This window comes from Fodinibius sp. GM108 (assembly GCF_058386985.1).
In genome coordinates, this window is record NZ_JBYEIR010000007.1 from 294,230 (window position 1) to 318,486 (window position 24,257).

Below are 24,257 nucleotides of genomic sequence, written 5' to 3' on the forward strand. Positions count from 1 at the left end.
AATAGATATGGAAACTTCCAGGACTGAAGAAATAAAAGAGAAAATTGCGGAGTGGTGGGATTACCTCATCAAAAAATCAGATGAGGATGACATCGCCGTAATGGGACGTGAGCGAATCATCGTCTTTCTCGTTTCGCTTATTTTGGCACTTTGCCTGTGGTTGATGGTTAATCTTAGTGTAGATTATAACCTTAATGTTGATATTCCTATCCAGATTGGATCGGTTCCAACAGACAAGGCCCTGGTTGAAGACCTGCCGGAGACGGCTACTGTGAGTGTTGCTGCAGAGGGATGGAAGCTGATTAATCTGTATAATAATCCGCCCAACATAAATATTGATGTAAGTGAATCCGAAGTGAATCTGTATGATCAGGCCCAACAGAAAATGAATGCTTTTGGTGTCGAGATACAAAAAGTGCAGCCTTCCATTCTTACTGTAAAGCTCGAAGACCGTGTGTCTAAAAAAGTACCGGTACGCTCCAATGTGGAACTATCTTTTGCTCAACAATTCGGAATGTTGGATTCAGCCCGAATAACACCGGACAGCATAAATATTAATGGTGCCGCATCGTTGATTGAGGATATCGATGAATGGCCGACTGATTCGGTACATATTCGACATATATCAGGTGATTTGACTCGTGATATTCCTTTGCAACCGTCGAGTAACCTTATACAATTATCACAAAACACAGTCACTTATCAGATCAATGTAGCCCAGTTTACAGAGGGAGAGGTGAAAGTAAATTTAAGCACCCGGAATTTTCCTCAGGACCGGATGATTAGTTTTAGTCCTTCCTCCATAACTATCAAATATGATGTTCCAATCGAAGAGTATAACGAAGTGCAGGATGAATCTCCGTTTAATGCGTATATTGATTATAACCAGATTCTAGAGGATTCAAGCGGATTTGTAATTCCCCAAATTGAGAAGTCTGTGGAGAATTATCATATCAGAATACGATCTTACCAGCCGCGCCGCATCGCATACTTTACGATTTTGGGAAATAATAGTGAATAGCTAACGTAATCAAATATTTAAACTCGGTGTAAGTTGAAAGGGGCAAACACCAGTCACCAATCATAGAATTACGCCACTTCTTCTAACTGTTCTTCAAAAGGTTTGATAATTTCCTCAACCGGTCGGGTATTGTCAAAATACTTGAGGATCTTCAAAATAACCTCGTCAACCAATACATCCGGACAAGAGGCACCTGAAGTAATCCCGATATCTACCGGCGTATTATCTGTTGGCAGCCAATCCACGGTCTCTTTAATCTCCTTATCCCACTGATTGAAGTGCCTGATTTTTTGGGGAGAATCTATCTCTTCGGCATCCCGCACGTGATAGGTGGGGAACGCCTTCTCCAGTATTTCTACCAAGTGCATCGTATTTGATGAGTTATAGCCGCCGACTACAATAGAAAGATCAGCATCGGTCTCGGCCAGGGCCAGCGTTGCCGACTGGTTTTCATTAGTAGCATAGCATAGCGTATCCGATGTGTCGGCGAAATGATCGAGAATATCGGCTTCTCCATATTTTTCAATCGCCGCTTGTTTGAGGATTTCCATTACCTCTTCCGTTTCAGTAGCCAGCATCGTCGTCTGATTGATCACGCCAAAATGCTTGAGATCTTCCTCAGGATCAAATCCCTCGGTGCTCTTATGACCGAAGTATTTTTCAAAATCAGATTGCGGTCGATCACCGGTCATGATATCAGCTAAGATCCGGGCTTCTTCGGTATTTAAGAGCACAACGCACTCCGAATGGTTGGCACTGTGTGAGAAGGTGGCGCGCGTTTCTTCATGGCGATGCTTGCCGTGAATGACCAACGAATAACCTTTTTTGCCAAGCTGTTTACCCCGCCGCCAAACCTTTTCTACAAATGGACAAGTTGTGTTGTATTGGTAAGGATCGATCCCTTGCTCTTTCAATTTTTCCTGGATCTCCAGCGTTGTACCGAAAGCCGGTACTATGACAATATCATCTTCATCCAGCGACTCGATCGGAATGACTTCGGTGCCATTAGTCTCAAATAAAAACTTAACTCCGCGTGCCTGCAGGTCTTCATTTACCGTGGGATTATGAATCATTTCACTCAGCAGATAGATATCCTTATCCGGATATTCTTCGACCGTGTTATAGGCAATGTCGATCGCGTTTTCAACGCCATAGCAGAAGCCAAAATGACGCGGTACATAGAAACGAACCGGACCAAAATCGAGGACGCTCGGCTCAAGATCTTTTTTTCGCGGATCCGTAACTTTATTGGCGTCTTTAACCTTTTGAATGATTGGCGACTGATAAATTTCAGGAATGTCGAATTTCTTGCGAGCCATAATATCTGCTGGATTTAACTTAACCTTGGAATATACGGAGAAGTGGTCGAAATATCAGGATTACGGAGGTGGTTTTATTCAAAGCTTCTAACAAATTATTAGCAGCAGATCCTGAAACAAGTTCAGGATGACACGAGTTTTTTGATGTAAAGATTAACCCCGTTAAGGTCTTACTTATAAAAGACACATTTTTAAATGGCGTATCGTAATTCATCTGGTAAAATCGGATATGTATCTATTTTAGCTAACTATAACAGAAATGTGTTATATGTGGGTGTAACTAGTGATCTGCTATATAGGATAGGTAAACATGAGCGGGAGAAGGTGCTAAATTTACAGCTAAATATAATGTAAAGTTTTTGATGTACCTTGAAGAATATCCCAATATTGATCGCGCAATACAGAGAGAAAAACAGTTAAAGAATTGGCATCATCAATGGAAAATAAATCTAATCAAACAATCAAATCCTAGCATGAAAGATTTATGGGATGAAATTAGAAGTTAATGCTCCGTGTCATCCTGAACTTGTTTCAGGATCTGTAAGCAAATTATGAGAAATTATGCATAGATTTTGGTGAGCTAAAAGAGAAGGCTACATCACCAAATAACAGGACGGCTTGCAAATTCGACTATCAAGTTGTCGAAGCAGCGCTCCGACTTACTTTCTTCCAGATACCGCCAATATTCGCTTTCATTCGGTTAATTGTTCTCAATACTCATACTATAGCCTAAGCCTCCGCAACCTCATCAAGCTTCACGCCCACAAGGCGACTGATTCCCGTCTCCGGCATCGTCACCCCATACATCATCTCCGCCTTACTCATCGTCTTCTTATTGTGCGTAATGATGATGAACTGCGTTTCTTCGCTAAAATTGCGAATCATATCAGCAAAACGCTCAATGTTGGCATCATCAAGCGGCGCATCTACCTCGTCAAGCACACAAAAAGGAGAGGGCTTCACCAAGTAAATAGCAAAAAGAAGCGCAATGGCAGTCAGCGTCTTTTCACCACCCGAAAGCTGGTTAATCGTAGAAGGTCGCTTACCCTTTGGGTTTGCCTTTATCTCGATCTTAGCCTCCAGCGGATCTTCCGCCTCTTCATCGATAACCAGGTCGCAATAATCATCCTCATTAAAAAGCGTGTGGAAAACCTTAATAAAATTCTTGCGGATCTTCTCAAAGGTCTTATTAAAACGTTCTGTCGCTGTCTTATTAATTTCATTGATGGTTTCGCGCAGTTCTTCCGCGGCCTGATATAGATCCTCAACCTGTTCTTCGTAAAAGTCGAGCCTCTCTTTTTCCTCCTCATACTCCTCGATCGCCAGCGGATTTACTTCACCGATCTTTTTAAGCTTTTCTCGCAGCCATGAAATACGCTCTTTGGCTTCCTCTGGATCGGTATCTTCAGGAAGCTCTTTGTCGATCTGATCCATCAAGATACCATACGTTTCCCAGATGTGGTCCGAGAAGTTTTCGATCTGCATCTCGTACTTCTCCTTCGACATCGCAAGGTGGTGCACGAGCTCCATATTCACCTCCTTACGGCGCCGGACCTCCTTTAGGTCCTTCTCTATTTGGTTGATACGTCCACGTTGTTTACCTGCCAATTCTTCTGCATCCTCAAGCGCTTTGTCAGCTTCCTGTTTTTTCTCTTTGAGCGACTCCAGTTTATCTTCTAGCTGCTCAATCGACGACTCATATTTCTGGATGCGTTCTTTAGCTTTTTCCGTCTTTTCCGAACGATTTTTCAGCCGCTCTTTAAGATTCTTGATGCCGTCCTGGGCGCGCTTAATATCGCGCTCATGATTTTCAACTTTATTCTTCAGATCCTGATGCTTCAGCTGGGCATCATTATATCGGCTTTGGGCAATTGACCGCTCCTCTTCCAGCTCCTTGAGCGTTTCCTTTTTTCCTTCTTGCTGCTCGTGAAGATCCTTCAGCTTTTGTTGCAGCTCTTTTTGCTTCGGCTGCAATTTATCGAGTTCTTCCTTCGAACTGTCTTCGTTATTAATCAGCGATTCGCGGCGATTATTCAGTTCGGTAATATTCTGCTGATAGATTTCAATCTTCTGCTCAAAACTGCTGATCTTATTTTCAAACTCACGGACCTGCTGTTCTCTCTCCTTAAGCTCTTGTTCAGTAGCTTGTAAATCTATGGAGTCGTACTGCCGACGGACTTCTTCTAGTTCATTTTGAGACTCTTGAATTTCAGCTGTGATTGCTTCCGACTTTTCTTCAAGCTTCGAAATTTTGTCATCCAGCCCAACCCGAATACCGGCATTTTTATTCTTGCTTCCGCTCTGCAAAAATTGATGTTTCGTTATTACCTCACCATCCAGTGTTACGCCTGTTTGACCTCCGTCTATGGAGTTATAAGCTTCGTCGACTGAGTCGAATACACAGACATTCCCGAGTAACAATTCTTTCAGCGAATTGAATTCAGGATCACATTCAACATGGTCTGCAAGCGAGTTCCCTAACACCTCATATGAATCTGAGAGCTGGTCCAGCGGAATAAATGTTGCTCTTCCTTTGTCGTTTTCTTTTAGCAGCTTAGCAGCCTTGTGAGCATCCTCCAGTGTTTCTACGACCACATAGTTGAGCGTCTCAGATAAAACAGCTTCGAGCGCCACAGCGTGTTCTTCATCCGTAGAGAGGACATTCGATACTACGTCCAACAATGGAAACGCATCCGCGTATTCCTCGAGCAAAAACTGAACGCTCCCCGGGAATGCTTCATTAGAATTGGCGATATCACGCAGTAGTTCAATTTCAGAAGTAACGGAGTCGAGTTTGCTCTGGTGACTCCGGATCTGATCTTTAAGCGTATCCTTTTGCTTATTCAGTTCTTCGCGCTTTTGACGGTCTTTTTGCAGTTTTTCCTGCTGTTCGTCGCGCTTTTCTTTCGCCTTATTGAACTTTTCCCGCACCAGCTTCTTTTCGCCGCGAAAGTTCATGATCTCATCTTCAAGATCCTCAATTTCTTCGCGGATACGTATCAGATCGCCTTCGGTATTTTCCAGACGCGACTCAATTTTTATCCGCTTTGTCTGCAGGTCGTTTAAATCCTGGTTGGCTTGTGAAAACTCCCGTTCCAGCTTACTCAACGCTTCCCGTTCCTGTGAATACTCCCGCTGAATTTCAGAATATCGTTCCTGGGAGTTCTCGAGATTATGTTCGGCTTTTTCCAGGTCATCACCAAAAGATTCCAGCTTCTTTTGACTGCTCTGAAAAGCCTCGCGCAGATCTTTAAGGTCTTTCTCGCTTTGTTCAATGTCCTTGGTGTACTGCTCAATTACGCTTTTTTCATTACTTATTTTTTCTCGTGTAATTTCGAGCGTTGTTTCAGTGTCGCGAATCTTTGAATGTAACTGACTTACGCGTCGTTGAGCTTCCGACTGTTTTTTCTCTTTTTCGTTGAGTGTCTCCCGGGCTTCTTCGGCCTCTTCCTCAAGTTTTTCAGCCTTGGCCAGAATCTCCTTCTTCTCCTTGTCAGCGTTTTCAATTCGCTCTTTCAGAGGTTCCAGCTCTTTTTGTATTTGTTGATACTCGTGCTTATTCAGCGCTTTGTCAAGATGCTCAAGTTCTTTTTTATATTCTTTGGCCTTTTTTGCTTTTTCAGCCTGCTTTTCGAGCGAATTCGCTTTTTTGCGAACCTCTACTAAAATATCTTCGACACGCTGTAGATCGGATTGCGTCTCGTCAAGCTTGCGGAATGTCTTCTTGCGCTTTTCTTTATAACTGGTTACACCAGCCGCTTCCTCAAAAAGTCTGCGGCGATCATTGTTTTTATCATCCAGAATCTCTTCAACCATTTTTAGCTCAATCACCGAATAGGCGTCCGAACTCATACCGGTATCCATAAACAGCTCGGTGATATCCTTAAGACGACAAGAGGTACCGTTGATAAGATACTCACTTTCACCGGATCTGTAGAGCCGCCGTCCAATGGTTACTTCGTTATATTCTGTTGGCAGCAGACCTTTATTATTAACAAAAGTGAGTTGAACTTCGGCCATGCCCAGGGCATTCTTTTTGGCTGTACCATTGAAAATGACATTGGCCATGCTCGAAGAGCGGAGGAGGGTAGGACGCTGTTCGCCAAGCACCCACCGCATGGCATCCACAATGTTTGACTTGCCGCAGCCATTGGGACCTACAATAGCAGTGATGCCTTTATCAAACGAAACATTCGTCTTATAGGCAAAGCTTTTGAATCCCTGAAGTTCAAGTTCAGATATATACATGTATTAATTTCCAAATGGCAAGCTTCAAATTACAAAGCTTAACTGATTTTGATATTTGGATTTTGTCATTTGGTTTTGAGCGCTACACCGTCATTATTTCTTCTTCTTTCTTTTCCAAAAGAGTATCGACACGCTCGGTATATTTATCGGTCAAATTTTGAATCTCTTCTTCAGCTTCATAGCGGGAATCTTCAGGGAGTGATTCTTGCTCGACCTTCTTTTTAACTTCATCATTAGCGTCGCGCCGTGAATTTCTGATCGAAATGCGAGCATCTTCAGCTAATTCCTTAACCCGTTTGACCAACTCTTTACGGCGTTCTTCAGAAAGGATGGGAAGTGGTACACGAATGATGTTACCGTCATTGTTGGGATTTAACCCTAGTCCGGCCGACATAATAGCTTTTTCAATATCTTCCAGGGCTGATTTGTCAAAAGGCTGAACCGTCAGAAGCCGTGCTTCCGGAGCACTTACGCTGGCAAGTTGATTAAGCGGTGTCTTTGATCCATAATAATCAACTTTAACGCCCTCCAGCAAAGAAGGTTTGGCTTTTCCGGCACGGATATGAGAAAGTTCTGTTTTATAATATTTAACAGCTTCGGCCATTTTTTTCTCGGTACTATCAATAATCGTCTGTAACTCTGATGGTATCATAATCCCTAAATTTATTGATCGTCGTTTTTAGGTTGAAAAGCTAAAAATGAATTTAAGAAATCTGGGATTCTTCCCAAACTACTTTAGAGCCAACGCTGCTATCACCGTTCAGGACTTTCTTGAGGTTACCGACCTTATTCATGTCGAAAACAATAATAGGCGTTTCATTTTCGCGGCAAAGCGTAAAGGCTGTCATATCCATTATATCAAGCCTTCTGCTGAGTACTTCTTCGCCGGTTATGGTTGGGAACTTCTCAGCATCGGGATTCTTTTCAGGATCGGAATCAAAAATACCATCTACGCGCGTTCCTTTGAGAATAACATCGGCCTCGATCTCAATAGCTCGCAGTGATGCGGCTGTATCTGTTGTAAAATAAGGATTACCGGTTCCGGCTCCGAAGATGACTACACGTCCCTTTTCGAGATGACGAGTAGCACGCCGCCGGATATACGGTTCGGCAATTTCTTCCATCCTGATAGCTGACATCAATCGCGTTTGAACGCCCATACGTTCAAGAGAATCCTGCAGGGCCATGCTGTTGATCATAGTTGCCAGCATACCCATATAGTCACCTTGCACGCGGTCCATACCCTCGGTAGCTCCTTTCACGCCACGGAAGATATTACCGCCGCCCACTACAACAGACACCTCATAGCCTTCATCATGGACGGATTTAATTTCTTCAGAATACTGCGTGAGGACATCCCCATCAATCCCGTGTCCCTGTTCACCTAGTAAAGCTTCTCCACTTATTTTAAGTAGAATTCGTTTGTAATCTTTTGCCACGTTAGTACCTTTCTTAATCCTAAATTGTCGATGTTTGGAAATGCTTTTTCTGTAATCCCTTAAGCATAAAAAAAAGGCTACCGAATTGGTAGCCTTTTTTGCGAATCATATTAGGAATCTTCGCCAAGTTGAAGTCGATGAAACGACTTCACCAGCGGAGTATCATTTTTTTCGAGATACTCTTTAACAGACATACTGTTATCTTTTACGAATTTCTGCTCCAGCAGAACATTTTCTTCATAGAAACGCCGGAGTTTGCCTTGTGCTGCTTTTTCGGCAATTTCTTCAGACTTGCCTTCTTCCAGAAGTTGCTCTTTGGCAATTTCAAGCTCTTTTTCCACCATAGAACTGTCAACGCCATCTCGTGTTACAGCTACTGGATTCATAGCAGCTACTTGCATAGCTATATCTTTTCCGACTTCTTCATCACTAATGCTGTTTTCGAATTCAACGAGTACACCCAGCTGGTTACCTGGATGAATATAGGAGATGAAGTGACCATCAGATTTGGCCAGTACAACCCGGTTGATTTTAATCTTTTCACCGATTTTGCCTACCATATCTTTCAGATGGTTTTCTACAGTAAGCCCGTTCACTTCTGTTTGAAGGAGTTCATCAACCGATTCCGTTTCGTTTTCAAAAGCGACATCCAGGAATTGCTGTGCTCGATCCTGGAAATCCTCATTACGAGCTACAAAGTCTGTTTCGCAGTTGATTTCCAGCGCAACAGCTTTTGATCCGTCATCACTGACGCGGGTTACAACAAGTCCCTGATTTGCTTCTCGGTCGGCTCGTTTCTCGGAAAGTTTTTGTCCTTTTTTACGCAGAATTTCAGTAGCCTTTTCAAAATCGCCGTCAGCCTCCTGCAGGGCATTCTTACAGTCCATCATGCCGGCTCCGGTCTGTTCGCGTAGTTCTTTTACGTCTTTTGCTGAAATACTCATTGTGGAGTTACGCTATTTAATTTTGTAGTTCTGTGTTAATAATAGAGAATGCTATGTTTTATTCTTCTTCGTCGGAAGCGCTTTCTTCAGAAGAACTCTCTTGAGCTTCTTTCTGATTCTCTTTTTTATTCTTGCGACGACGGCGCTTGCCTGTAGCCTTAACTTTTTCTTGTACTTCTATATCCTCTTTTTCAGCCTTCTTAGCATCCTGAGCTGCTTGCTCCAGCATCTCTTCATCGCTGTGAGCTTCGCGCTGCGCATTACCTTCAATAACAGCATCTGCAATTTTAGAAGTAATCAGCTGAATACTTCGGGCTGAATCGTCATTGCATGGCACAATGTAATCCGGAATATCGGGATCACTGTTCGTATCAACCATTGCAATAATTGGAATATGAAGCTTAACGGCTTCGTTAACTGCGATATCCTCTTTGATCGTGTCAACAACGAAAACTGCTCCTGGCAGATGTCCCATATTAGCAATGCCGCCAAGTGTTTGCTCCAGCTTGTCGTGCTCTCGCTCAAGCATGAGTGCTTCTTTCTTCGTAAGGTCTTCAAACGTACCGTCTTTACTCATACGGTCGATCTCCTCCATTCGGGAGATACTCTTCTTAACCGTGGTAAAGTTGGTAAGCATACCGCCCAGCCAGCGATGCGTTACATAAGGCATTCCGCATCGGATGGCTTCGGTTTTGACAATATCTTGTGCTTGCTTTTTGGTTCCTACAAAAAGAATAGTCTTTCCGGCACGGGCAAGTTTGGTGACTTCATCCAGTGCTTCCTGGAAAAACTTTTGTGTCTTTTTGAGGTCGATGATGTGAATCCCGTTACGTTCCATAAAGATGAAATCCTTCATTTTGGGATTCCATCGACGGGTAAGATGCCCAAAGTGGGCACCGGATTTCAATAGTTCTTCTAGATCAGGTGTAGTAGGCATAGATTTGATTTATTTTTGAGTTAGTCCTCTATGCAGGTCATCCCCGGCGCTAACCCTGTCTCACGGAATGTGGACAAAGCACTCGGCGCACTGAGTCTCTGCATATGTGTGATTGAGAATAATTGTGATTTTGTGGAAAAAGAAAACGTACGTGCGAATATTAACGCTTGGAGAACTGGAACTTCTTACGAGCACCAGGCTGACCATACTTCTTACGCTCAACCATACGGTCATCACGTGTAAGCAGGTCGTGCGCTTTTAATACATCATGCCACTCTTCGTTGTGGTCATCAAGAGCGCGGGCCAGCGCATGCTGAATAGCACCGGATTGGCCGGTGATTCCTCCGCCTCGTACCGTTACCTTGATATCAAATTGTCCTTCAGATTCGGTAACTTCGAGCGGCAAAGTCGCAAGGTTGCGATGTGCTTTTGTGCAAAAATACTCATCCAGCGGTCGTTTGTTTACAACAAATTCACCTGACCCGGGCTGAATATAGAGTCGCGCCGTAGAAGTTTTTCTTCTTCCGATGAAATTTTTCTGTTCCATTCGTTATTAAAGCTCGATTTTTTCTGGTTGTTGTGCTTCTTGTTCATGAACCGGTCCGGCATAAATTCTGACATTCGTCATCAGTTTGCTGCCCAGTTTATTGTTTGGCAACATGCCTTTTATGGCTTTCTTGATAACTTCCTCAGGATGATGCTCCAGCATTTCTTCAGCTGAAGTAAAACGTTCACCACCGGGATGTCCGGTATAGCGAAAATATTCTTTCTGTTTTAATTTGTTGCCGGTCAATTTTACCTTTTCGGCGTTAATAACAACAACATTGTCCCCGGTATCCATATGTGGGGCATATTGAGGTTTGTGTTTACCTCGCAACAATGTTGCCACCTTAGAGGCTACTCTTCCGAGAGCATGATCTTCGGCATCAACAAGAACCCAATTCTTTTCAATATCGCTCGCTTTTGGGGAGTAGGTCTTGTAACTGTTAGTGTCCACGATTAAAAGTTGTTTAAAATTGCTTTTGCATGAAGTCTCGAAAAATAGGCTTATTTGAATCCATTTGCAATGGTAGAGTAATTAAAATTTTATTTCTGCTTTTTGTTGTTTTTTAGCCTGTTAAAACCAGAAATACAGATGTCCAGTTCATTTTATTAAAGAGTTTCATGTATGAAATTGAGTCAAAAATCCGTAAATTAGGTGCGCTAAAATTAAGTCTGTCAAAATAGTAAACCCATGAATAAAGAGAATAAATTTTTAGAGACTAAAATCCCATTTGATACCGGAGCCGGAAAAGCCAAGTTGTTTAGCCTTAAAAAATTAGAAGATTTGGGTTATAGCAATATTAGCAAGCTACCTTTTACGATTCGAATACTCTTGGAATCGGTGCTTCGTGAAAATGATGGTTACACCATTACTGAGGATGATGTTACGAAGCTGGCAAATTATAATGCCAAAAATCCGGAGGGAGAAATTCCTTTTAAACCTTCTAGGGTAGTGCTGCAGGATTTTACCGGCGTGCCGGCAATCGTTGATTTGGCTGCGTTGCGTTCTGCTATGGAGCGTATGGACGGGAATCCGACTTCTATTAATCCGCAGGTGCCTGTCGATCTGGTGATCGATCACTCGGTACAAGTTGATGAGTTCGGGCAGGAATATGCTTTTATGCACAACGTTGAAAAAGAGTTTGAGCGAAATCGAGAGCGCTATGAGTTTTTGAAGTGGGGACAAAAAGCATTTGACAATTTTAGAGTTGTGCCTCCGGGACGAGGAATCGTTCACCAGGTAAACCTTGAGTATTTGGCCAAGGGAATGTTTACTCGTACTGAAGAGGATGGTACTGTTATAGCCTATCCTGATACATTGGTCGGTACTGATTCGCACACGACAATGATTAACGGACTTGGCATTCTGGGATGGGGCGTAGGCGGTATAGAAGCCGAAGCCGCTATGTTGGGACAGCCAATCCATATGCTAATCCCCGAAGTTGTGGGCATGAAATTGACCGGTAAGCTGCGGGAAGGTATTACAGCTACGGATTTAACTCTGACGGTTACCCAAATGTTGCGTAAGCACGGTGTTGTTGGCAAATTTGTTGAATTTTATGGTGACGGACTTAGTAACATGAGCCTTCCAGATCGCGCTACTATCGCTAATATGTCGCCGGAATACGGAGCGACAATGGGCTTTTTCCCGATGGATGAGGAAGCTATGCGTTATATGCGCCGCACTGGTCGCGACGAAGAGCATGTAGAAATGGTCGAGCGCTATATGAAAGAGCAGGGATTGTATCGGACTGATGATACGCCCGATCCTGAATTTTCCGATACGCTGGAGCTTGATCTTGGCGATGTGGAAACTTCATTGGCAGGACCAAAACTGCCGCATGATCGTATTGCACTACCCAATATGAAGGAAACATTCGAAAGCAGTCTTACGAGTGATGATCCCACCATGGGCTTTAACCTGGCACAAGAAAAGCTTGCTAACAAAGGGACCTTTAAGAACGGTCAGGAGATTGAGATGGAGCATGGTGATGTCGTGATTGCTGCTATTACATCCTGTACCAATACTTCAAATCCGAGCGTGATGTTGGGTGCGGGTATTGTAGCGAAAAAAGCGTTGGAAAAAGGATTGCAAGTGCCTCCTTATGTAAAAACCTCTCTCGCACCGGGATCGCGCGTGGTTACGCAATATCTCGAAGAGGCGGGACTCACTGACTATATGGATCGTCTCGGATTTAACCTGGTGGGCTACGGATGCACAACCTGCATCGGTAATTCTGGTCCGTTACCCCAGGCAGTAGAAAGTGCTGTTAAAGAAGGGGATCTCATTGTTGCCGGTGTACTGTCGGGTAATCGTAACTTTGAAGGACGTATCCATCCCTATGTAAAAGCCAATTATCTGGCGTCGCCGCCACTGGTTGTTGCTTACGCCCTGGCTGGAACTGTGGATATAGATCTGGAGCATGAGCCAATTGGTAAAGATAAAGATGGCAACGATGTGTATCTAAAAGATATATGGCCCACTTCAGAAGAGATTGCCGAGCATCTCGACAGCGCGATTCGTCCTGAGCTATTCGAAGAGCAGTACGGAGACATTTTCGAATCAGAAGAATGGGATGAAATCCCTGTAGGTGGTGGAGAGCTTTATGAATGGAAAGAGGAATCAACGTACATTCAGGAGCCGCCTTTCTTTATGGATATGGGCGAAAATCCCCATCCTATTACCTCAATCAATGGTGCTCGCGCGCTGGTTAAAGTTGGGGATTCAATTACAACTGATCACATTTCACCGGCCGGGAATATTCCCATTAACAGTCCCGCTGGAAAATACCTGATGGAGCGTGGAGTTGAACCGAAAGATTTCAACTCATACGGATCACGTCGCGGAAACGATCGCGTTATGACGCGCGGTACATTCGCGAATGTGCGATTCAAAAATCAGTTGGCACCGGGCACCGAAGGTGGATATACAACCTATTTCCCTGATGAAGAAGTGACAACTATTTTTGATGCAGCCATGCGATATAAAGAGAACGATACGCCATTGATTGCTTTGGCGGGCGATCAATATGGTACTGGTTCATCCCGTGACTGGGCAGCCAAGGGTACTATCTTGTTAGGGGTTGAAGCGGTTATCGCCACATCATACGAACGTATTCACCGCTCGAATCTGGTGGGTATGGGCGTCTTGCCGCTGCAGTTTAAAGATGGTGAATCGGCGGATAAATTAGGTCTGGAAGGTTCAGAAATATTTGATATCCATCTTACGGATGATCTGAAACCGCGCCAGTTGGTAAAGGTAGAGGCCAGGAACGAAGCTGGTGAAACAATTTCGTTTGAGGCTGTTTGCCGCATCGATACACCTGTCGAAATAGACTATTATCGCAATGGTGGCATTCTACACTATGTCTTGCGCGATTATTATAAAACAGAAAAGCAGGTAAAAAGCTAACAGTATCTTCTTGTTTTAATTGTTCTTAGGTCCGGCTGAATAGCCGGGCCTTTTTAATTTTGAATAATTTATTTTTACTTATGTAAGAAAAATATTAAATATATAAATTGTTTTAGCGAAAAATTATTAGGCAAATTCTTTATCAAGCGAAATAAATATGGCACTTTCGAATCAAGGCCAGGTTGAAAAAAATCTGCTATATGACGAAAAAACCAGCAGCAATTTCCAGGTATTATTAAAAAATATAAGCACCCTCAATGGGGCCGTAGAGCTGCGCTCACTATTACAAAAAAGTTTAAGAGTGGTGCAAAATGTAATGAATGCAGAAGCAAGCTCTTTAATGCTCATCGATGAATCTACAGGTGAACTTGTTGTAAGCTTGCCAACAGGACCTGTTAAGAAGGAGATAACGGGAGAACGACTTGAGAAAGGAGCAGGAATTGGAGGATGGGTAATTGAGAATGAAAAGCCCTTTTATACCAATAAACCCAAAGAAAGTGACATATTTGCCGGTGAACTTTCTGATGAATTCACTACAAAAAATATTATTTGTGTGCCATTGGTTGATAACCGCGGGAAAATATTTGGGGTGCTGGAGGCTATAAATCGTCAGGATAAGAGAGGATTTAGCGATCAGGATGTACCGGTGTTTCAGGCTTTGGCTGATCATATTGCTACGGCTATTGAGCGGACACGTGAGCTGGAAAAAGCACAGAAACAGCTCCAGGAAAAAGAGATGATGTTGACAGAAGTTCACCACCGTCTCAAAAATAGCCTTTCTACAATTACGGCACTCATCGAAATGGAGTTTAGCGAAATTCAGGATGAGGATGCCAAGCAGGTGCTGCAAAAAACGTGCTCCCGTATCGAATCTATGACCGAGGTACATAATCTGCTATATAATTCGGGATTAAATAGTGAAATAAGCCTCGATTCCTATATCGAGCGATTGGCAGAAAAAATTGGTAGTACGATAATTCATCCATCCCAGGATATCAATATAAATGTTAAGGCAGATAAGATTCGCCTGGATACTGAGCGGGCCATGAGCTGTGGATTACTACTGAACGAGCTTATGATGAATGCTTACAAGCACGCTTTTAAAAATCAACCAGAAGGAAATATCCTGATTAAATTAATACAGCCCGATAATGAAAATATCATCCTCGAAGTTTCCGATGATGGTGAGGGAATTGGTGATAAACTCAAACTCCAAGATTCCGAATCTACAGGTGGCTGGCTTATCAATGTTTTGCTACGACGTTTGGAGGCTGATGTGAATATCGGCCTTGAAAACGGTACGACCTTCCTCGTTCAGTTTCCGAAATAATTTTTTTAAATGACCCACTTTTCAATACCCCGCATCGTAAATAGCTGTCTCATAAGTTGTGACAACGGAGTGTTAAGCATAGCCCAAATCAGGCTATTTCTAAACGCAGGGAAATTTGCTTTACGCCCTAGTCGCATATTTAGTTCTCCTCGCTTGCCTGCGTTTATTGCTGCTTTTCTGCGTCGTTCTTCGAACCGCTGAAAAACATGAGCTTTTTCTTGTCCATTTGTAAAAATGTCATTGAAGCTTTGAGCCAGATCCCAGGCACCCAGCCAGCCCAAATTCATGCCTTGCCCGCCTATAGGACTCACTACATGAGCTGCATCTCCCACTAGTACTATACGATTCTGTACTATAGGATTGGCTATAAGCTTTTGAACGCCAAAGCTGCTAAGCATTGTATTTTCAGTGCTGCTTAAATCGTGATCAATACGATTTTTTACCCGTACTTCTAGCTCTTTTCGATTGACTGATGAAAAATATGATTGTGTTTTCACTACCCAGCGCCTCTTATTGTCCAGCAGGGGAAATGATTCGATCAATCCCTCATCACAGAGGAAGATAGCTGCGTCCGATCCGAAATCCGTATTGTCGGTAAAATCTCCCATTACATAGGTATCGGGATACTGCTTGCCCTCAAACGAGATGCCGGTCCGTTCGCGGACAAAGCTGTTTTTTCCATCAGCACCTACAAGATATTGAGTTTTTACAGTATGCTGTTCTTCTTCTGATTGGTATTCGATCTCTACGTGATCTTTCTTTTCTGAAATACCGGTGACTTCAGCTCCTCTGTGTAAAATGTCTGAGGAAAAATCTGTAAGCTTCTGCTCCAGCAGGTTTTCCGTTTGGTGTTGCGGCAGAGCTAAGATATAGTTAAACGGCTGCGGACAATCCCTGAAAGAAATTGTGCCCAGTTTACGAGTATTTGCAAATGCGTGACCGTTATAAATCTTGACTCCTTCTTCCGTAAATAAATCTGCAAAGTCCAGCTGTTGAAAGAGCTCCAGTGAAACAGGATGGATGCCCAGCGACCGAGAGCCGGGTCGAACAGTGTTATTTTTCTCGAGGATTATTGAAGAGATCCCTGCTTTTTCAAGACAAATTCCAAGGAACAGCCCTATCGGTCCGCCGCCGACAATAGCAACCTGGTATGTATCGGATCTGCTATTCATGAGGATACATTAATAAAAGTCGAAAAGGGAACATCGATTCTACTTGCCAATTATCCGGGGCAACTTCGGAGAGTTCAGAATAGGTATAACTTCGTTTGATGGAAGTTAGGCCATCCTCGGTAATAAATGAGCTGCGAAATATCAGCCGCGACAGCAAATTAAACAACAAATATGCCCAATCGCTGCGATGGATATCATTAAAAATTATTGCTTTACTGCTCAGCGTTTTAGCCTGTTCCAGAATGTCAAAAAGCTCTTCTCGGTTCAAGTGATGTAGCAGATGGTTGGAAATAACAAAATCATATTGCTGCTTTGACGGGTCAAGGTCAGATGCGTTGCATTGCAGAAATTCTATATTTGGGGGACGTTCCAGTTCTTGCACAAAATTGAATGCGCGTGGATCAGGATCGATGGCTGTAATAGTAAGATCAAGGTTGTCATCTGCTGCCCACCGGGCTAATCTTATGGGGATGTCACCACCGCCAAATCCGATATCGAGCAGTGTATTCGGAGTATCTGTTTGCAGCAGCGGACGTATTTCTTGTTTGTATATTCTTCGCCATTGTGAAATTAATGGATTTACTGTGCTGAATTGACGGTAGGTGTTTCTAAGTTCATCGGGATCACAGTTCGGATCATCCATCCGCTCTTGACTGGTTGTATCTCGTTGAGATAGAAACAGCGGCATTAATATCCCCGGATTTTCTTTAATATAGCACTTTCAATAGTAAGTCCAGGTCCAAAAGCCATTGCCAGAACTGATTCCGAATCTTTTTCTGTCGGTTTCTGCAGCAGATCGGCAAGTACAAAAAGGATAGTTGCGCTACTCATGTTACCATAGTCGGCTAGTATTTTTCGGGATGAGAACAGCTGGTTATCCTTCAGCGCAAACGTGTGTTGTATTTTGTCGATTATTGCCCGACCTCCGGGATGGAGCGCCCAATAGTCAATTTCCCCTGATGATTGGGCATAATCATCAAACAGCGGCTGTACTGCTTCTTCAATATTTGCCTCGATAATATCGGGTACATAGGTTGAGAGTACCATATCAAAACCCGTGTCCCCGATGGTCCACGCCATATCCTCTTTGCTTTCTTTCGCAATGGATGTTGAAAAACTATCCAAAGCATAATTGTTGGCTTGTTCAGATTTGTGGCTGCTGACAATCATCCCGGCAGCACCGTCGGCAAACACGGAGGCAGAGATGAGCTGATCAGTTCCTTCAGAGGCTTGCAGGTGAATACTGCATAATTCAAGACAAATTACTAGTACTTTGGCATCCGGCTGAGACTGACAAAAGGCTTTTGCCATTTTCATGGCCGGAAAAGCAGCAAAACATCCCATAAATCCAATATGAAAACGCTGTGTTGAAGGTGATAACTCAAGCCGTTGTATAATTTCAAAGCCAGGTTCAGGAGCAAAAAAACCGGTGCACGAGACCGTAATGATATGAGTGATATCATCATTTTTTACGGTGGGATTTTGATCTATTGTTTGCCGGGCTGATTCTACAAAAAGCTGTTTGGCTTTTTTGGCATACAATTTATTGCGTTGTCCCGTTGATGGATTCTTCATGGATCCATCTTTTTGGAAGAAGAAACGTGGATCGCCGTTTGCATTAAAATCGTGGATCACGGTGTGACGTTTTTCAATGCCAGAGTTGGAATAGATCCGATGGATAATGCGTTCGGTTATTTTTTTATCACTGATGTATTCTTTCATTCGATCCCGTAAAAAACTTTGCTCGTATGATTGATCGGGGACCACGGTGGCTATATTTTGAATATATGCTGCCATATTACACTGATTTGGATTAAACAGCCTGCTCCTATAATACTTTAATTTTGAAGTAAAAATTCCGAAATCCTAATATAATTTTGAGAGGCAACTCTCTTATCGTTCGGAATTGACTTGGAAAAATCTCTCTCTGGTGCTTTATACCAAGAAATGGCCGAATTGATTCTGCTTGTTTTAAAAATATATACAATGGGGTAGATTGCAGTATGAGTATCTTCCCATGCCAAGATGAGGTTGAAAAATGAAGGCATAAATCAGAAGTGCGGGAATTAATTCCCGCGCCAGCAATGAACGGATAAATGGCAGGTTCATGAACAAAGACGCAGACCGTCTCTTCATGCGTTCCGGACCAGAGGTACGGAACGAGACAGAATATAATTTTTTTAAAATTGGAATAAGGCCGGAAGTACAACTTCCTCCTCAAAAAGCACTATTTTCGGAGATAGATATAATAGATTCCTCGTCTGCGCTCGGAATAACGTCAGGTAGGGAAGCTATCTCTTCGCTGATTTGTCAATCTATCCTAAACTGGCACAAGTCTGAACTGTTACTTTGGCAGTTTGAATCAGTTCTATCTGTGCTAATCTGTGGCTGTTCTAATAGACCATTCAACGGTGTTGTTTTGGTTGAGTGTAATGAAGTCGAATCTATCTCTCGAAACAGGTCGCAAATGTGTGAAAGATAGTTCTGCTTTTTAAATGGCTGCTATTAATAACCCACCGATTATTTTGTCAATCGATAAAATCGAATATTATGAAGAATGGCGGCAATAGTAAGGCCGGCGATGAGTCCCATCCACAGTCCCTGCGGTCCAATTTCTCGTACAATACCAAGATAGTAACCAAGAGGCAGCCCAACGATCCAGTAGGCGACAAAGTTGACAATCATTGGCACTGTTGTGTCCTTAAGTCCTCGGAGTGCTCCGTATCCGCTTACCTGCAATCCATCAGAAATCTGGAAAATAGCTGCCATATATAGCAGTCCGATTGCTACACTTTGAACGTCGGCATCCTGCGTGTACATGCTGGTGATAATATCGGGAAACAGATACATGATGACAGCAGTAACGCTCATAAAAAAAGTAGCCAGCGTAATACCAACATATCCACGTCGGCGGGCTTCGCTCATCGATTTTTTGCCGATGGCATTTCCTACGCGAGTAGTAATGGCTGTTGACAGGCCAAAGGGTACCATAAAAGTCATAGCCGAAAAGTTGATGGCGACCTGGTGACCTGCTACTGCAACGGCACTTAAGGAACCCATGAGCAGGCTTACAAAAGCAAACATCGTAACTTCCATGGTTGAGCTAAGACCGATCGGAACACCCACTTGCAGGATTTCTTTCAAATACCTCCATTCCGGCATACGGAAAGATGAAAAAATATTGAAACGTTGATAGGGCGGGTGTTTCATCGTAAAAAGAAGCATCCCCAAAAACATAACATAGCCAACAATGGCCGAGGCATACCCGCAGCCGATGGCTCCAAGTTCGGGGAATCCGAGTTTTCCATACATTAAAACATAATTGGCAATGATATTGACAAAAACGCCAATCAGTGCAAAATACATTGCGGGTCGCGTGACCGACATTCCTTCGTTGAAAAAGCGAAGGGCCATATAGCCTGCAACGCCAAACACACCCCAGGAAATAGCATTCAAATAACCCTGTGCAAGCGGGATAATCGATGGTGTGACATCGAGGAAATGCATAACAAATTCGAGATTGCGGATAAGAAAAAATATGGGGATTGAGAGCATCAGGCTAAGCCACAGCCCCTGTCGCACATTGGTCCCAATTTCTCCCAGATTTCGTCCGCCGACCAGTTGTGCTACAATAGGAGTAATCGCCATTAATATTCCCGCGGCAAGCATCATGAAAGGGATAAAAATCGCCCCGCCGACAGCAACGGCAGCTAAATCTTCGGCCGACAGATTTCCGGCCATGACGGTATCCACAAAATTCATCGACATCTGCAGAAGTTGGGCAATGATAACCGGCAGCCCAATTTTCAGGGTGGTTTTAGCCTCTTCTTTCAGGTTATACTTTTCTGATTTCAAAAAAGCGAGCATCTGGGGAAAATGAGTTTTTACTGTGCAAAAAGTGCGGAAAAATCGGTTCCAAGATAATCGCACATGGTACAAAAAAAGAGAGGCAATAGTAAGGGCAGAGACAGAGTTATCCCTGGGGCAATTTAATGACAAAAGTAGTGCCTTCGCCTTCTACAGACGCAAAGCTTATGCTGCCTTCATGTGCTTCAATAATCTTCTTACAGATGGCCAAGCCAAGACCAGTACCACTGGATTTGGTCGAAAAGTTGGGGACAAAAATATTTTGTCGATCTTCTTCCGGAATACCATGGCCGCTGTCTTCCACTTCGATAAAAACGTGTTGCTGCTGTTTGTAGAGGTTTAGCTGTATTATTCCTCCCTCGGGCATAGCTTCATAGGCATTTTTCACCAAGTTGATTATCACACGCTTTAATTCATCTGCAATGCCCTTTGCATAGATAGAGCTATTCTGCTGAAATCGTATGTTTACATTTTCATCATGCTCATAAAGTTCTGCAACCGATGATAGTAAACTAGTCATATCAACCTGCTCAAATTCTTTATCATTGAGAGGCTGAGAAAACTTTGAAAAATCTGATGCAATAGTATTAAGTGTCTGTATTTGTTCAATCAGGTTTTGTGTAATCTTTTGCACGCGCTTTTTTAGTTCCTCAGGGTCCTGGGAATTGCTTTTGAGCTGTCGCTCAAGATGTTGCACATTTAATTTCATTGGAGTGAGTGGGTTTTTAATCTCATGGGCTACCTGTTGTGCCATCTCTTTCCATGCGGCTTCTCGTTCAGCAGTGGCAAGTTCTTTCTGCAATTTTTTAAGCCGAAAAACCATATTGTTGTACGCTTCGGCAAGGGTACCAATTTCATCATTACTTTTAACAGGAATAGTTGTATCCAGGTTGCCGCCCGAAATTTTATTAAGTCCGCGCTGGATATAAACCAGGGGACGAGTAAGCTGCCGTGAAATAAATGTTGATCCAATAATGAACAATCCGAAAACAAGCAGATAAATAAGGATCAGATAGCTGGTGGTTTCGAGCAGTTGCTGATTGTACTTGGGAGATTCTAAAAACGTAGGAATAGCAATGGTAGCCACAGGTTGGCTTTTTTCATTCAGAATAGAACGATAGCCAATGAGCAGATTTTGTCCTGCCAGCTGAACAGTGGAATAGGCATCGTGCTGCTGCTGGTGAAATAATTCGTGGTATATATCGTACGGTAAGGTAGCTGGCAGTAAATGCTGTTGATAAATTTGAGGCGTCGTAGTCTCAGTAACAGTACGGTCAGCATAAAAGCTGGCATCGGCATCCAGAGGCAGAGTTAATGTGTCCAGTGAAAATGAGGAACCTAGATTTTGGTTATTGCGAATAGAAGGATTCAACTCTATAGTACTTGCAAGCCTTTCTAATTTATCAACTAGTTCTTGACGGACTATATCCTGGTTTTGCTGCTTGATGGCATAATGGGTAGTAGCAATTAGCAGGGTTAAAAAGATAAGCGTAGCCAGTAAAAAACTATCGAGTATACGATCCTGAAACCGTTTTTGTTCTCCATAAAACTTAAAGTTTCCTCTTTGAACCAGTTGCCATATAGCCATCCCGAGGCATCCAATTAGTAACAGGGTAAAGCTTAAACGAAAAAACGAGTACAAAACCAGTCGATAATCGGGCAGGGTAGTGGTTGCTTTGATAGTGGTTTCTTCAGACTCTTTCCAAAGCAGTGTCCGGTATTCACTTTCGTCTGCTTCTTCGGTCATGTAGATTAGAGAATCCTCTTCAAGAGCCTGTAATGCATTATTACTAAGTGTGCGGTATTTGGGAAAATAACCCCCAAATCCTTGTTGTGCCGAATTTATCAGTCGCTCATTTTGAAAACGCTGCATCAAATAGCCTGTGTTCCAGTCTTCGTAAGTAAGCGACGCCATAACAGCACGGATTGGTTTATTAAACTTAGGTCGCTCTTGATATACGGAACCTAAAATCCACGCAATAGGCATTTCTTCGGATGTGCCGAATACGGGAATCCATCCCCGGTAAAATGTTCGATAATCTTCTTGGTTGATAAGCTCCGGAAGTTGAACAATTGGTCGAATAGTTGATTTGGTGATCTGCTCGATATCGGTTACCAACTTAAGGTGGGTAATATTAAAAAAATTCACCCAGTTCGGGGAGTTAAGATTAGTAGCATAATCCGCTATTAAACCCCCGTTGGCATCAACCAATTGTAAATTATAAGAATAGATGTTTCTTTCTGATGTTATTAAGTCTTGAATAGTTTCTGTAAACCTGGATTGCAGAAACGATCGATGTTTTTGCAGGTCTTCTTGTGAGATGTCTCGAAAATTAGATTCCAACTTTGTCAGCAGTTCCCTGGTAAGCTTTTCAGCATTGGGATCTTCTTTTTGCGCATAGTTATTAGCTGTTTGCCAGAGGTTGTCATCTAAATGCTGTAATGATGCTTGATAAATGGCCGGCAGGCTTATGATAGCAATAACCAAACTAGACAAAACAACTTTTCGGAGCATTGAAAGTGAAGATATCCATGAGTTCTTCATTTCAAGGTCGGCCGAAATGGTAGTAATCAAACCGAAAGCAAAAATGCTGGAATAAAAGAGCCAGTTAAAAATAAATTGTTCGGGAATAAACAACTGGATTACAAAAAGGCTGAGGATGAAAGTGGTACTGAGAATGGAAGCAGTAAGCTTGAGATGTTCTTTGGTTATTCGGAAAAGTATCTGGTTTAAGGCGATTAAAATACTTCCGGCACTCAGTGTTGCTAATCCAATCACCAAGTATAAAAAGATAGTACCAATTGCAGGAAAAATACGCAGGTCGAGCAGGGGGACATTACTGGCAACTACATTCTGAAATATTATATCAAAGAAGGTGAGAATACTTATGGCGTTGAAAATGCCGAACAGTCCCGATAGTCCAATGGTACTTAAATACCAGTCGTCTTTAAAAGAATAGCGGTATTCTTTTAATTTGCGGTAGATAGTTATGGCCGCAAATAGTGCAAAAAGAGCATTGGTTAACGTTGAGCTTAATATCTTAGTTGTGGCTGCCTGTTCGCCCGAAAGATCTAATAGTGTCAGAATCCAGTAAGAAGGCATGTTAGTGTAAGCAAAGATACCCCAGCCCATCTCAATAAAAAGAAGCTGAAGCATAAGGGCTTTCCATATTGATAATTTGTCGACTGCAACAAATAGGATACTGACTAATATAATGAAACAGAGAAGTGCGTAAGCTGTTCTCCAAAAGCGGGTATTTTGTTCCCACTGTGCTTTTGTTTGTTTGAATTGATCAGCAGTGGCATATACAACACCTACAGAATCGCCTTCTAAATTTGAGAGTTGTTTTGCGGCCAGAAAATTATCCGGCGGATCACTGAAAACATCGAAGTTAAGGGGATAAGAAGCAGTGAAATCCCGATAATCAAAAAGATTAAATTCAGTACGTTCACCAATTGCCAGCGGATTATTTTGCTTTATGCGTTGACTGGTAAAAAGGTCATACGAAACAGTTCCTGCGCTGTCTTGCACCATAAATGGTACGTGAGTCTCCCAGTAGACAACGTTATTTTGTTTCTTTAGTTTAAGGCTGGATTCGGATTGCCCGGCTCTTTTGGGGTCATCAATATTTTGCAGGCCAAAATTGCTCCAGACAATAGGCTGTTCTTCATGATATAATACAGCACCCCAAAATTGTGAGGATTCATCCAAGAGATTTGCTATATAGCGATGTGAATAATCTCGCAGTAAAGCCGGTTGCAACTTTGCCGCTATCTCTTCTGTATTATCAAGCAGTTCTTGCTGTTTAGCCAGAAAATGATCTGATGCCTTATCCAGACTGTTTTCGATAAGCTGTTGATTGGTAACTTCCGAAGGTTTTACTCCATAGCGCCAGCCTTCCAGAATAAGGAGGATCAGCAGCAAACCTGACAGGGCCCATCCAAAGACACGAAGCAGGCAATTGGTTTTCAGAAACTGTATCATGATCAAGTTATCGGTTCGCCGAAACAATCAATATATGCAA

17 protein-coding genes are annotated in these 24,257 nt (G+C 42.8%); 4 read left to right on the forward strand and 13 right to left on the reverse strand.

Translation table 11 applies throughout. The features are described from left to right. The first annotated feature begins 7 nt into the window (after positions 1-7). Positions 8-1,021, forward strand: coding sequence for a CdaR family protein (locus ACT3ID_RS14690; RefSeq protein ID WP_491542805.1), 1,014 nt, complete (start codon positions 8-10; stop codon positions 1,019-1,021). Positions 1,022-1,089: 68 nt separating this feature from the next. On the opposite strand, the gene ACT3ID_RS14695 is transcribed toward ACT3ID_RS14690, so the two are convergent. Then, on the reverse strand, positions 1,090-2,340 hold the full coding sequence (locus ACT3ID_RS14695) for a 4-hydroxy-3-methylbut-2-enyl diphosphate reductase (protein WP_491542806.1): 1,251 nt from the start codon (positions 2,338-2,340) through the stop codon (positions 1,090-1,092). A gap of 362 nt (positions 2,341-2,702) precedes the next feature. Here ACT3ID_RS14695 and ACT3ID_RS14700 point away from each other — a divergent pair, with 362 nt between their 5' ends. Next, positions 2,703-2,846: a GIY-YIG nuclease family protein gene (locus tag ACT3ID_RS14700; RefSeq protein ID WP_491542807.1), complete on the forward strand. Its 144-nt coding sequence runs from the start codon at positions 2,703-2,705 to the stop codon at positions 2,844-2,846. 223 nt (positions 2,847-3,069) lie between these two features. Here ACT3ID_RS14700 and smc read toward each other — a convergent pair whose 3' ends face one another. The 7 genes from smc to rplM all read right to left on the reverse strand — a co-directional run bounded on the left by smc (position 3,070) and on the right by rplM (position 10,905). After that, complete coding sequence (smc, locus tag ACT3ID_RS14705) at positions 3,070-6,588, reverse strand: chromosome segregation protein SMC (RefSeq protein WP_491542808.1); 3,519 nt, start codon at positions 6,586-6,588, stop codon at positions 3,070-3,072. Between the two features lie 82 nt (positions 6,589-6,670). Beyond that, positions 6,671-7,240 carry a ribosome recycling factor gene (gene frr, locus ACT3ID_RS14710; RefSeq protein WP_491542809.1) on the reverse strand — a complete coding sequence of 190 codons (570 nt, stop codon included), beginning with the start codon at positions 7,238-7,240 and terminating at the stop codon, positions 6,671-6,673. Positions 7,241-7,292: 52 nt separating this feature from the next. Further along, on the reverse strand, positions 7,293-8,027 hold the full coding sequence (gene pyrH, locus ACT3ID_RS14715) for a UMP kinase (RefSeq protein ID WP_491542810.1): 735 nt from the start codon (positions 8,025-8,027) through the stop codon (positions 7,293-7,295). Positions 8,028-8,137: 110 nt separating this feature from the next. Beyond that, positions 8,138-8,971, reverse strand: coding sequence for a translation elongation factor Ts (tsf, locus tag ACT3ID_RS14720; RefSeq protein ID WP_491542811.1), 834 nt, complete (start codon positions 8,969-8,971; stop codon positions 8,138-8,140). A gap of 58 nt (positions 8,972-9,029) precedes the next feature. Beyond that, positions 9,030-9,908, reverse strand: coding sequence for a 30S ribosomal protein S2 (rpsB, locus tag ACT3ID_RS14725; RefSeq protein ID WP_491542812.1), 879 nt, complete (start codon positions 9,906-9,908; stop codon positions 9,030-9,032). Positions 9,909-10,068: 160 nt separating this feature from the next. After that, positions 10,069-10,455 (reverse strand): 30S ribosomal protein S9, encoded by a 387-nt coding sequence (rpsI, locus tag ACT3ID_RS14730; protein ID WP_491542813.1) that lies wholly within the window; start codon positions 10,453-10,455, stop codon positions 10,069-10,071. Between the two features lie 6 nt (positions 10,456-10,461). Beyond that, complete coding sequence (gene rplM / locus ACT3ID_RS14735) at positions 10,462-10,905, reverse strand: 50S ribosomal protein L13 (RefSeq protein WP_491542814.1); 444 nt, start codon at positions 10,903-10,905, stop codon at positions 10,462-10,464. 237 nt (positions 10,906-11,142) lie between these two features. Here rplM and acnA point away from each other — a divergent pair, with 237 nt between their 5' ends. Both acnA and ACT3ID_RS14745 read left to right on the forward strand, forming a co-directional pair. Next, positions 11,143-13,863, forward strand: coding sequence for an aconitate hydratase AcnA (gene acnA, locus ACT3ID_RS14740; protein ID WP_491542815.1), 2,721 nt, complete (start codon positions 11,143-11,145; stop codon positions 13,861-13,863). Between the two features lie 157 nt (positions 13,864-14,020). Beyond that, positions 14,021-15,193 (forward strand): histidine kinase dimerization/phosphoacceptor domain -containing protein, encoded by a 1,173-nt coding sequence (locus ACT3ID_RS14745; RefSeq protein WP_491542816.1) that lies wholly within the window; start codon positions 14,021-14,023, stop codon positions 15,191-15,193. A 5-nt stretch (positions 15,194-15,198) separates the two neighbouring features. Here ACT3ID_RS14745 and ACT3ID_RS14750 read toward each other — a convergent pair whose 3' ends face one another. The 5 genes from ACT3ID_RS14750 to ACT3ID_RS14770 all read right to left on the reverse strand — a co-directional run bounded on the left by ACT3ID_RS14750 (position 15,199) and on the right by ACT3ID_RS14770 (position 24,217). Further along, on the reverse strand, positions 15,199-16,365 hold the full coding sequence (locus ACT3ID_RS14750) for an FAD-dependent oxidoreductase (RefSeq protein ID WP_491542817.1): 1,167 nt from the start codon (positions 16,363-16,365) through the stop codon (positions 15,199-15,201). Then, positions 16,358-17,053, reverse strand: coding sequence for a class I SAM-dependent methyltransferase (locus ACT3ID_RS14755; RefSeq protein WP_491542818.1), 696 nt, complete (start codon positions 17,051-17,053; stop codon positions 16,358-16,360). The genes ACT3ID_RS14750 and ACT3ID_RS14755 overlap by 8 nt, the downstream gene beginning before the upstream one ends. Further along, positions 17,053-18,162, reverse strand: coding sequence for a type III polyketide synthase (locus tag ACT3ID_RS14760; protein WP_491542819.1), 1,110 nt, complete (start codon positions 18,160-18,162; stop codon positions 17,053-17,055). The genes ACT3ID_RS14755 and ACT3ID_RS14760 overlap by 1 nt, the downstream gene beginning before the upstream one ends. A gap of 723 nt (positions 18,163-18,885) precedes the next feature. Continuing rightward, positions 18,886-20,220 carry an MATE family efflux transporter gene (locus tag ACT3ID_RS14765; RefSeq protein ID WP_491542820.1) on the reverse strand — a complete coding sequence of 445 codons (1,335 nt, stop codon included), beginning with the start codon at positions 20,218-20,220 and terminating at the stop codon, positions 18,886-18,888. A 118-nt stretch (positions 20,221-20,338) separates the two neighbouring features. After that, positions 20,339-24,217, reverse strand: coding sequence for a sensor histidine kinase (locus ACT3ID_RS14770; protein WP_491542821.1), 3,879 nt, complete (start codon positions 24,215-24,217; stop codon positions 20,339-20,341). Positions 24,218-24,257: the final 40 nt, after the last annotated feature.

Bases quoted from the DNA above. Each gene is read 5' to 3' on its own strand.
- acnA (WP_491542815.1), top strand. From the start codon at position 11,143: ATGAATAAAGAGAATAAATTTTTAGAGACTAAAATCCCATTTGATACC.
- ACT3ID_RS14770 (WP_491542821.1), bottom strand. From the start codon at position 24,217: ATGATACAGTTTCTGAAAACCAATTGCCTGCTTCGTGTCTTTGGATGG.
- ACT3ID_RS14760 (WP_491542819.1), bottom strand. From the start codon at position 18,162: ATGGCAGCATATATTCAAAATATAGCCACCGTGGTCCCCGATCAATCA.
- ACT3ID_RS14690 (WP_491542805.1), top strand. From the start codon at position 8: ATGGAAACTTCCAGGACTGAAGAAATAAAAGAGAAAATTGCGGAGTGG.
- ACT3ID_RS14745 (WP_491542816.1), top strand. From the start codon at position 14,021: ATGGCACTTTCGAATCAAGGCCAGGTTGAAAAAAATCTGCTATATGAC.
- ACT3ID_RS14750 (WP_491542817.1), bottom strand. From the start codon at position 16,365: ATGAATAGCAGATCCGATACATACCAGGTTGCTATTGTCGGCGGCGGA.
- smc (WP_491542808.1), bottom strand. From the start codon at position 6,588: ATGTATATATCTGAACTTGAACTTCAGGGATTCAAAAGCTTTGCCTAT.
- ACT3ID_RS14755 (WP_491542818.1), bottom strand. From the start codon at position 17,053: ATGCCGCTGTTTCTATCTCAACGAGATACAACCAGTCAAGAGCGGATG.
- ACT3ID_RS14700 (WP_491542807.1), top strand. From the start codon at position 2,703: ATGTACCTTGAAGAATATCCCAATATTGATCGCGCAATACAGAGAGAA.
- rpsB (WP_491542812.1), bottom strand. From the start codon at position 9,908: ATGCCTACTACACCTGATCTAGAAGAACTATTGAAATCCGGTGCCCAC.
- tsf (WP_491542811.1), bottom strand. From the start codon at position 8,971: ATGAGTATTTCAGCAAAAGACGTAAAAGAACTACGCGAACAGACCGGA.
- rpsI (WP_491542813.1), bottom strand. From the start codon at position 10,455: ATGGAACAGAAAAATTTCATCGGAAGAAGAAAAACTTCTACGGCGCGA.
- frr (WP_491542809.1), bottom strand. From the start codon at position 7,240: ATGATACCATCAGAGTTACAGACGATTATTGATAGTACCGAGAAAAAA.
- ACT3ID_RS14695 (WP_491542806.1), bottom strand. From the start codon at position 2,340: ATGGCTCGCAAGAAATTCGACATTCCTGAAATTTATCAGTCGCCAATC.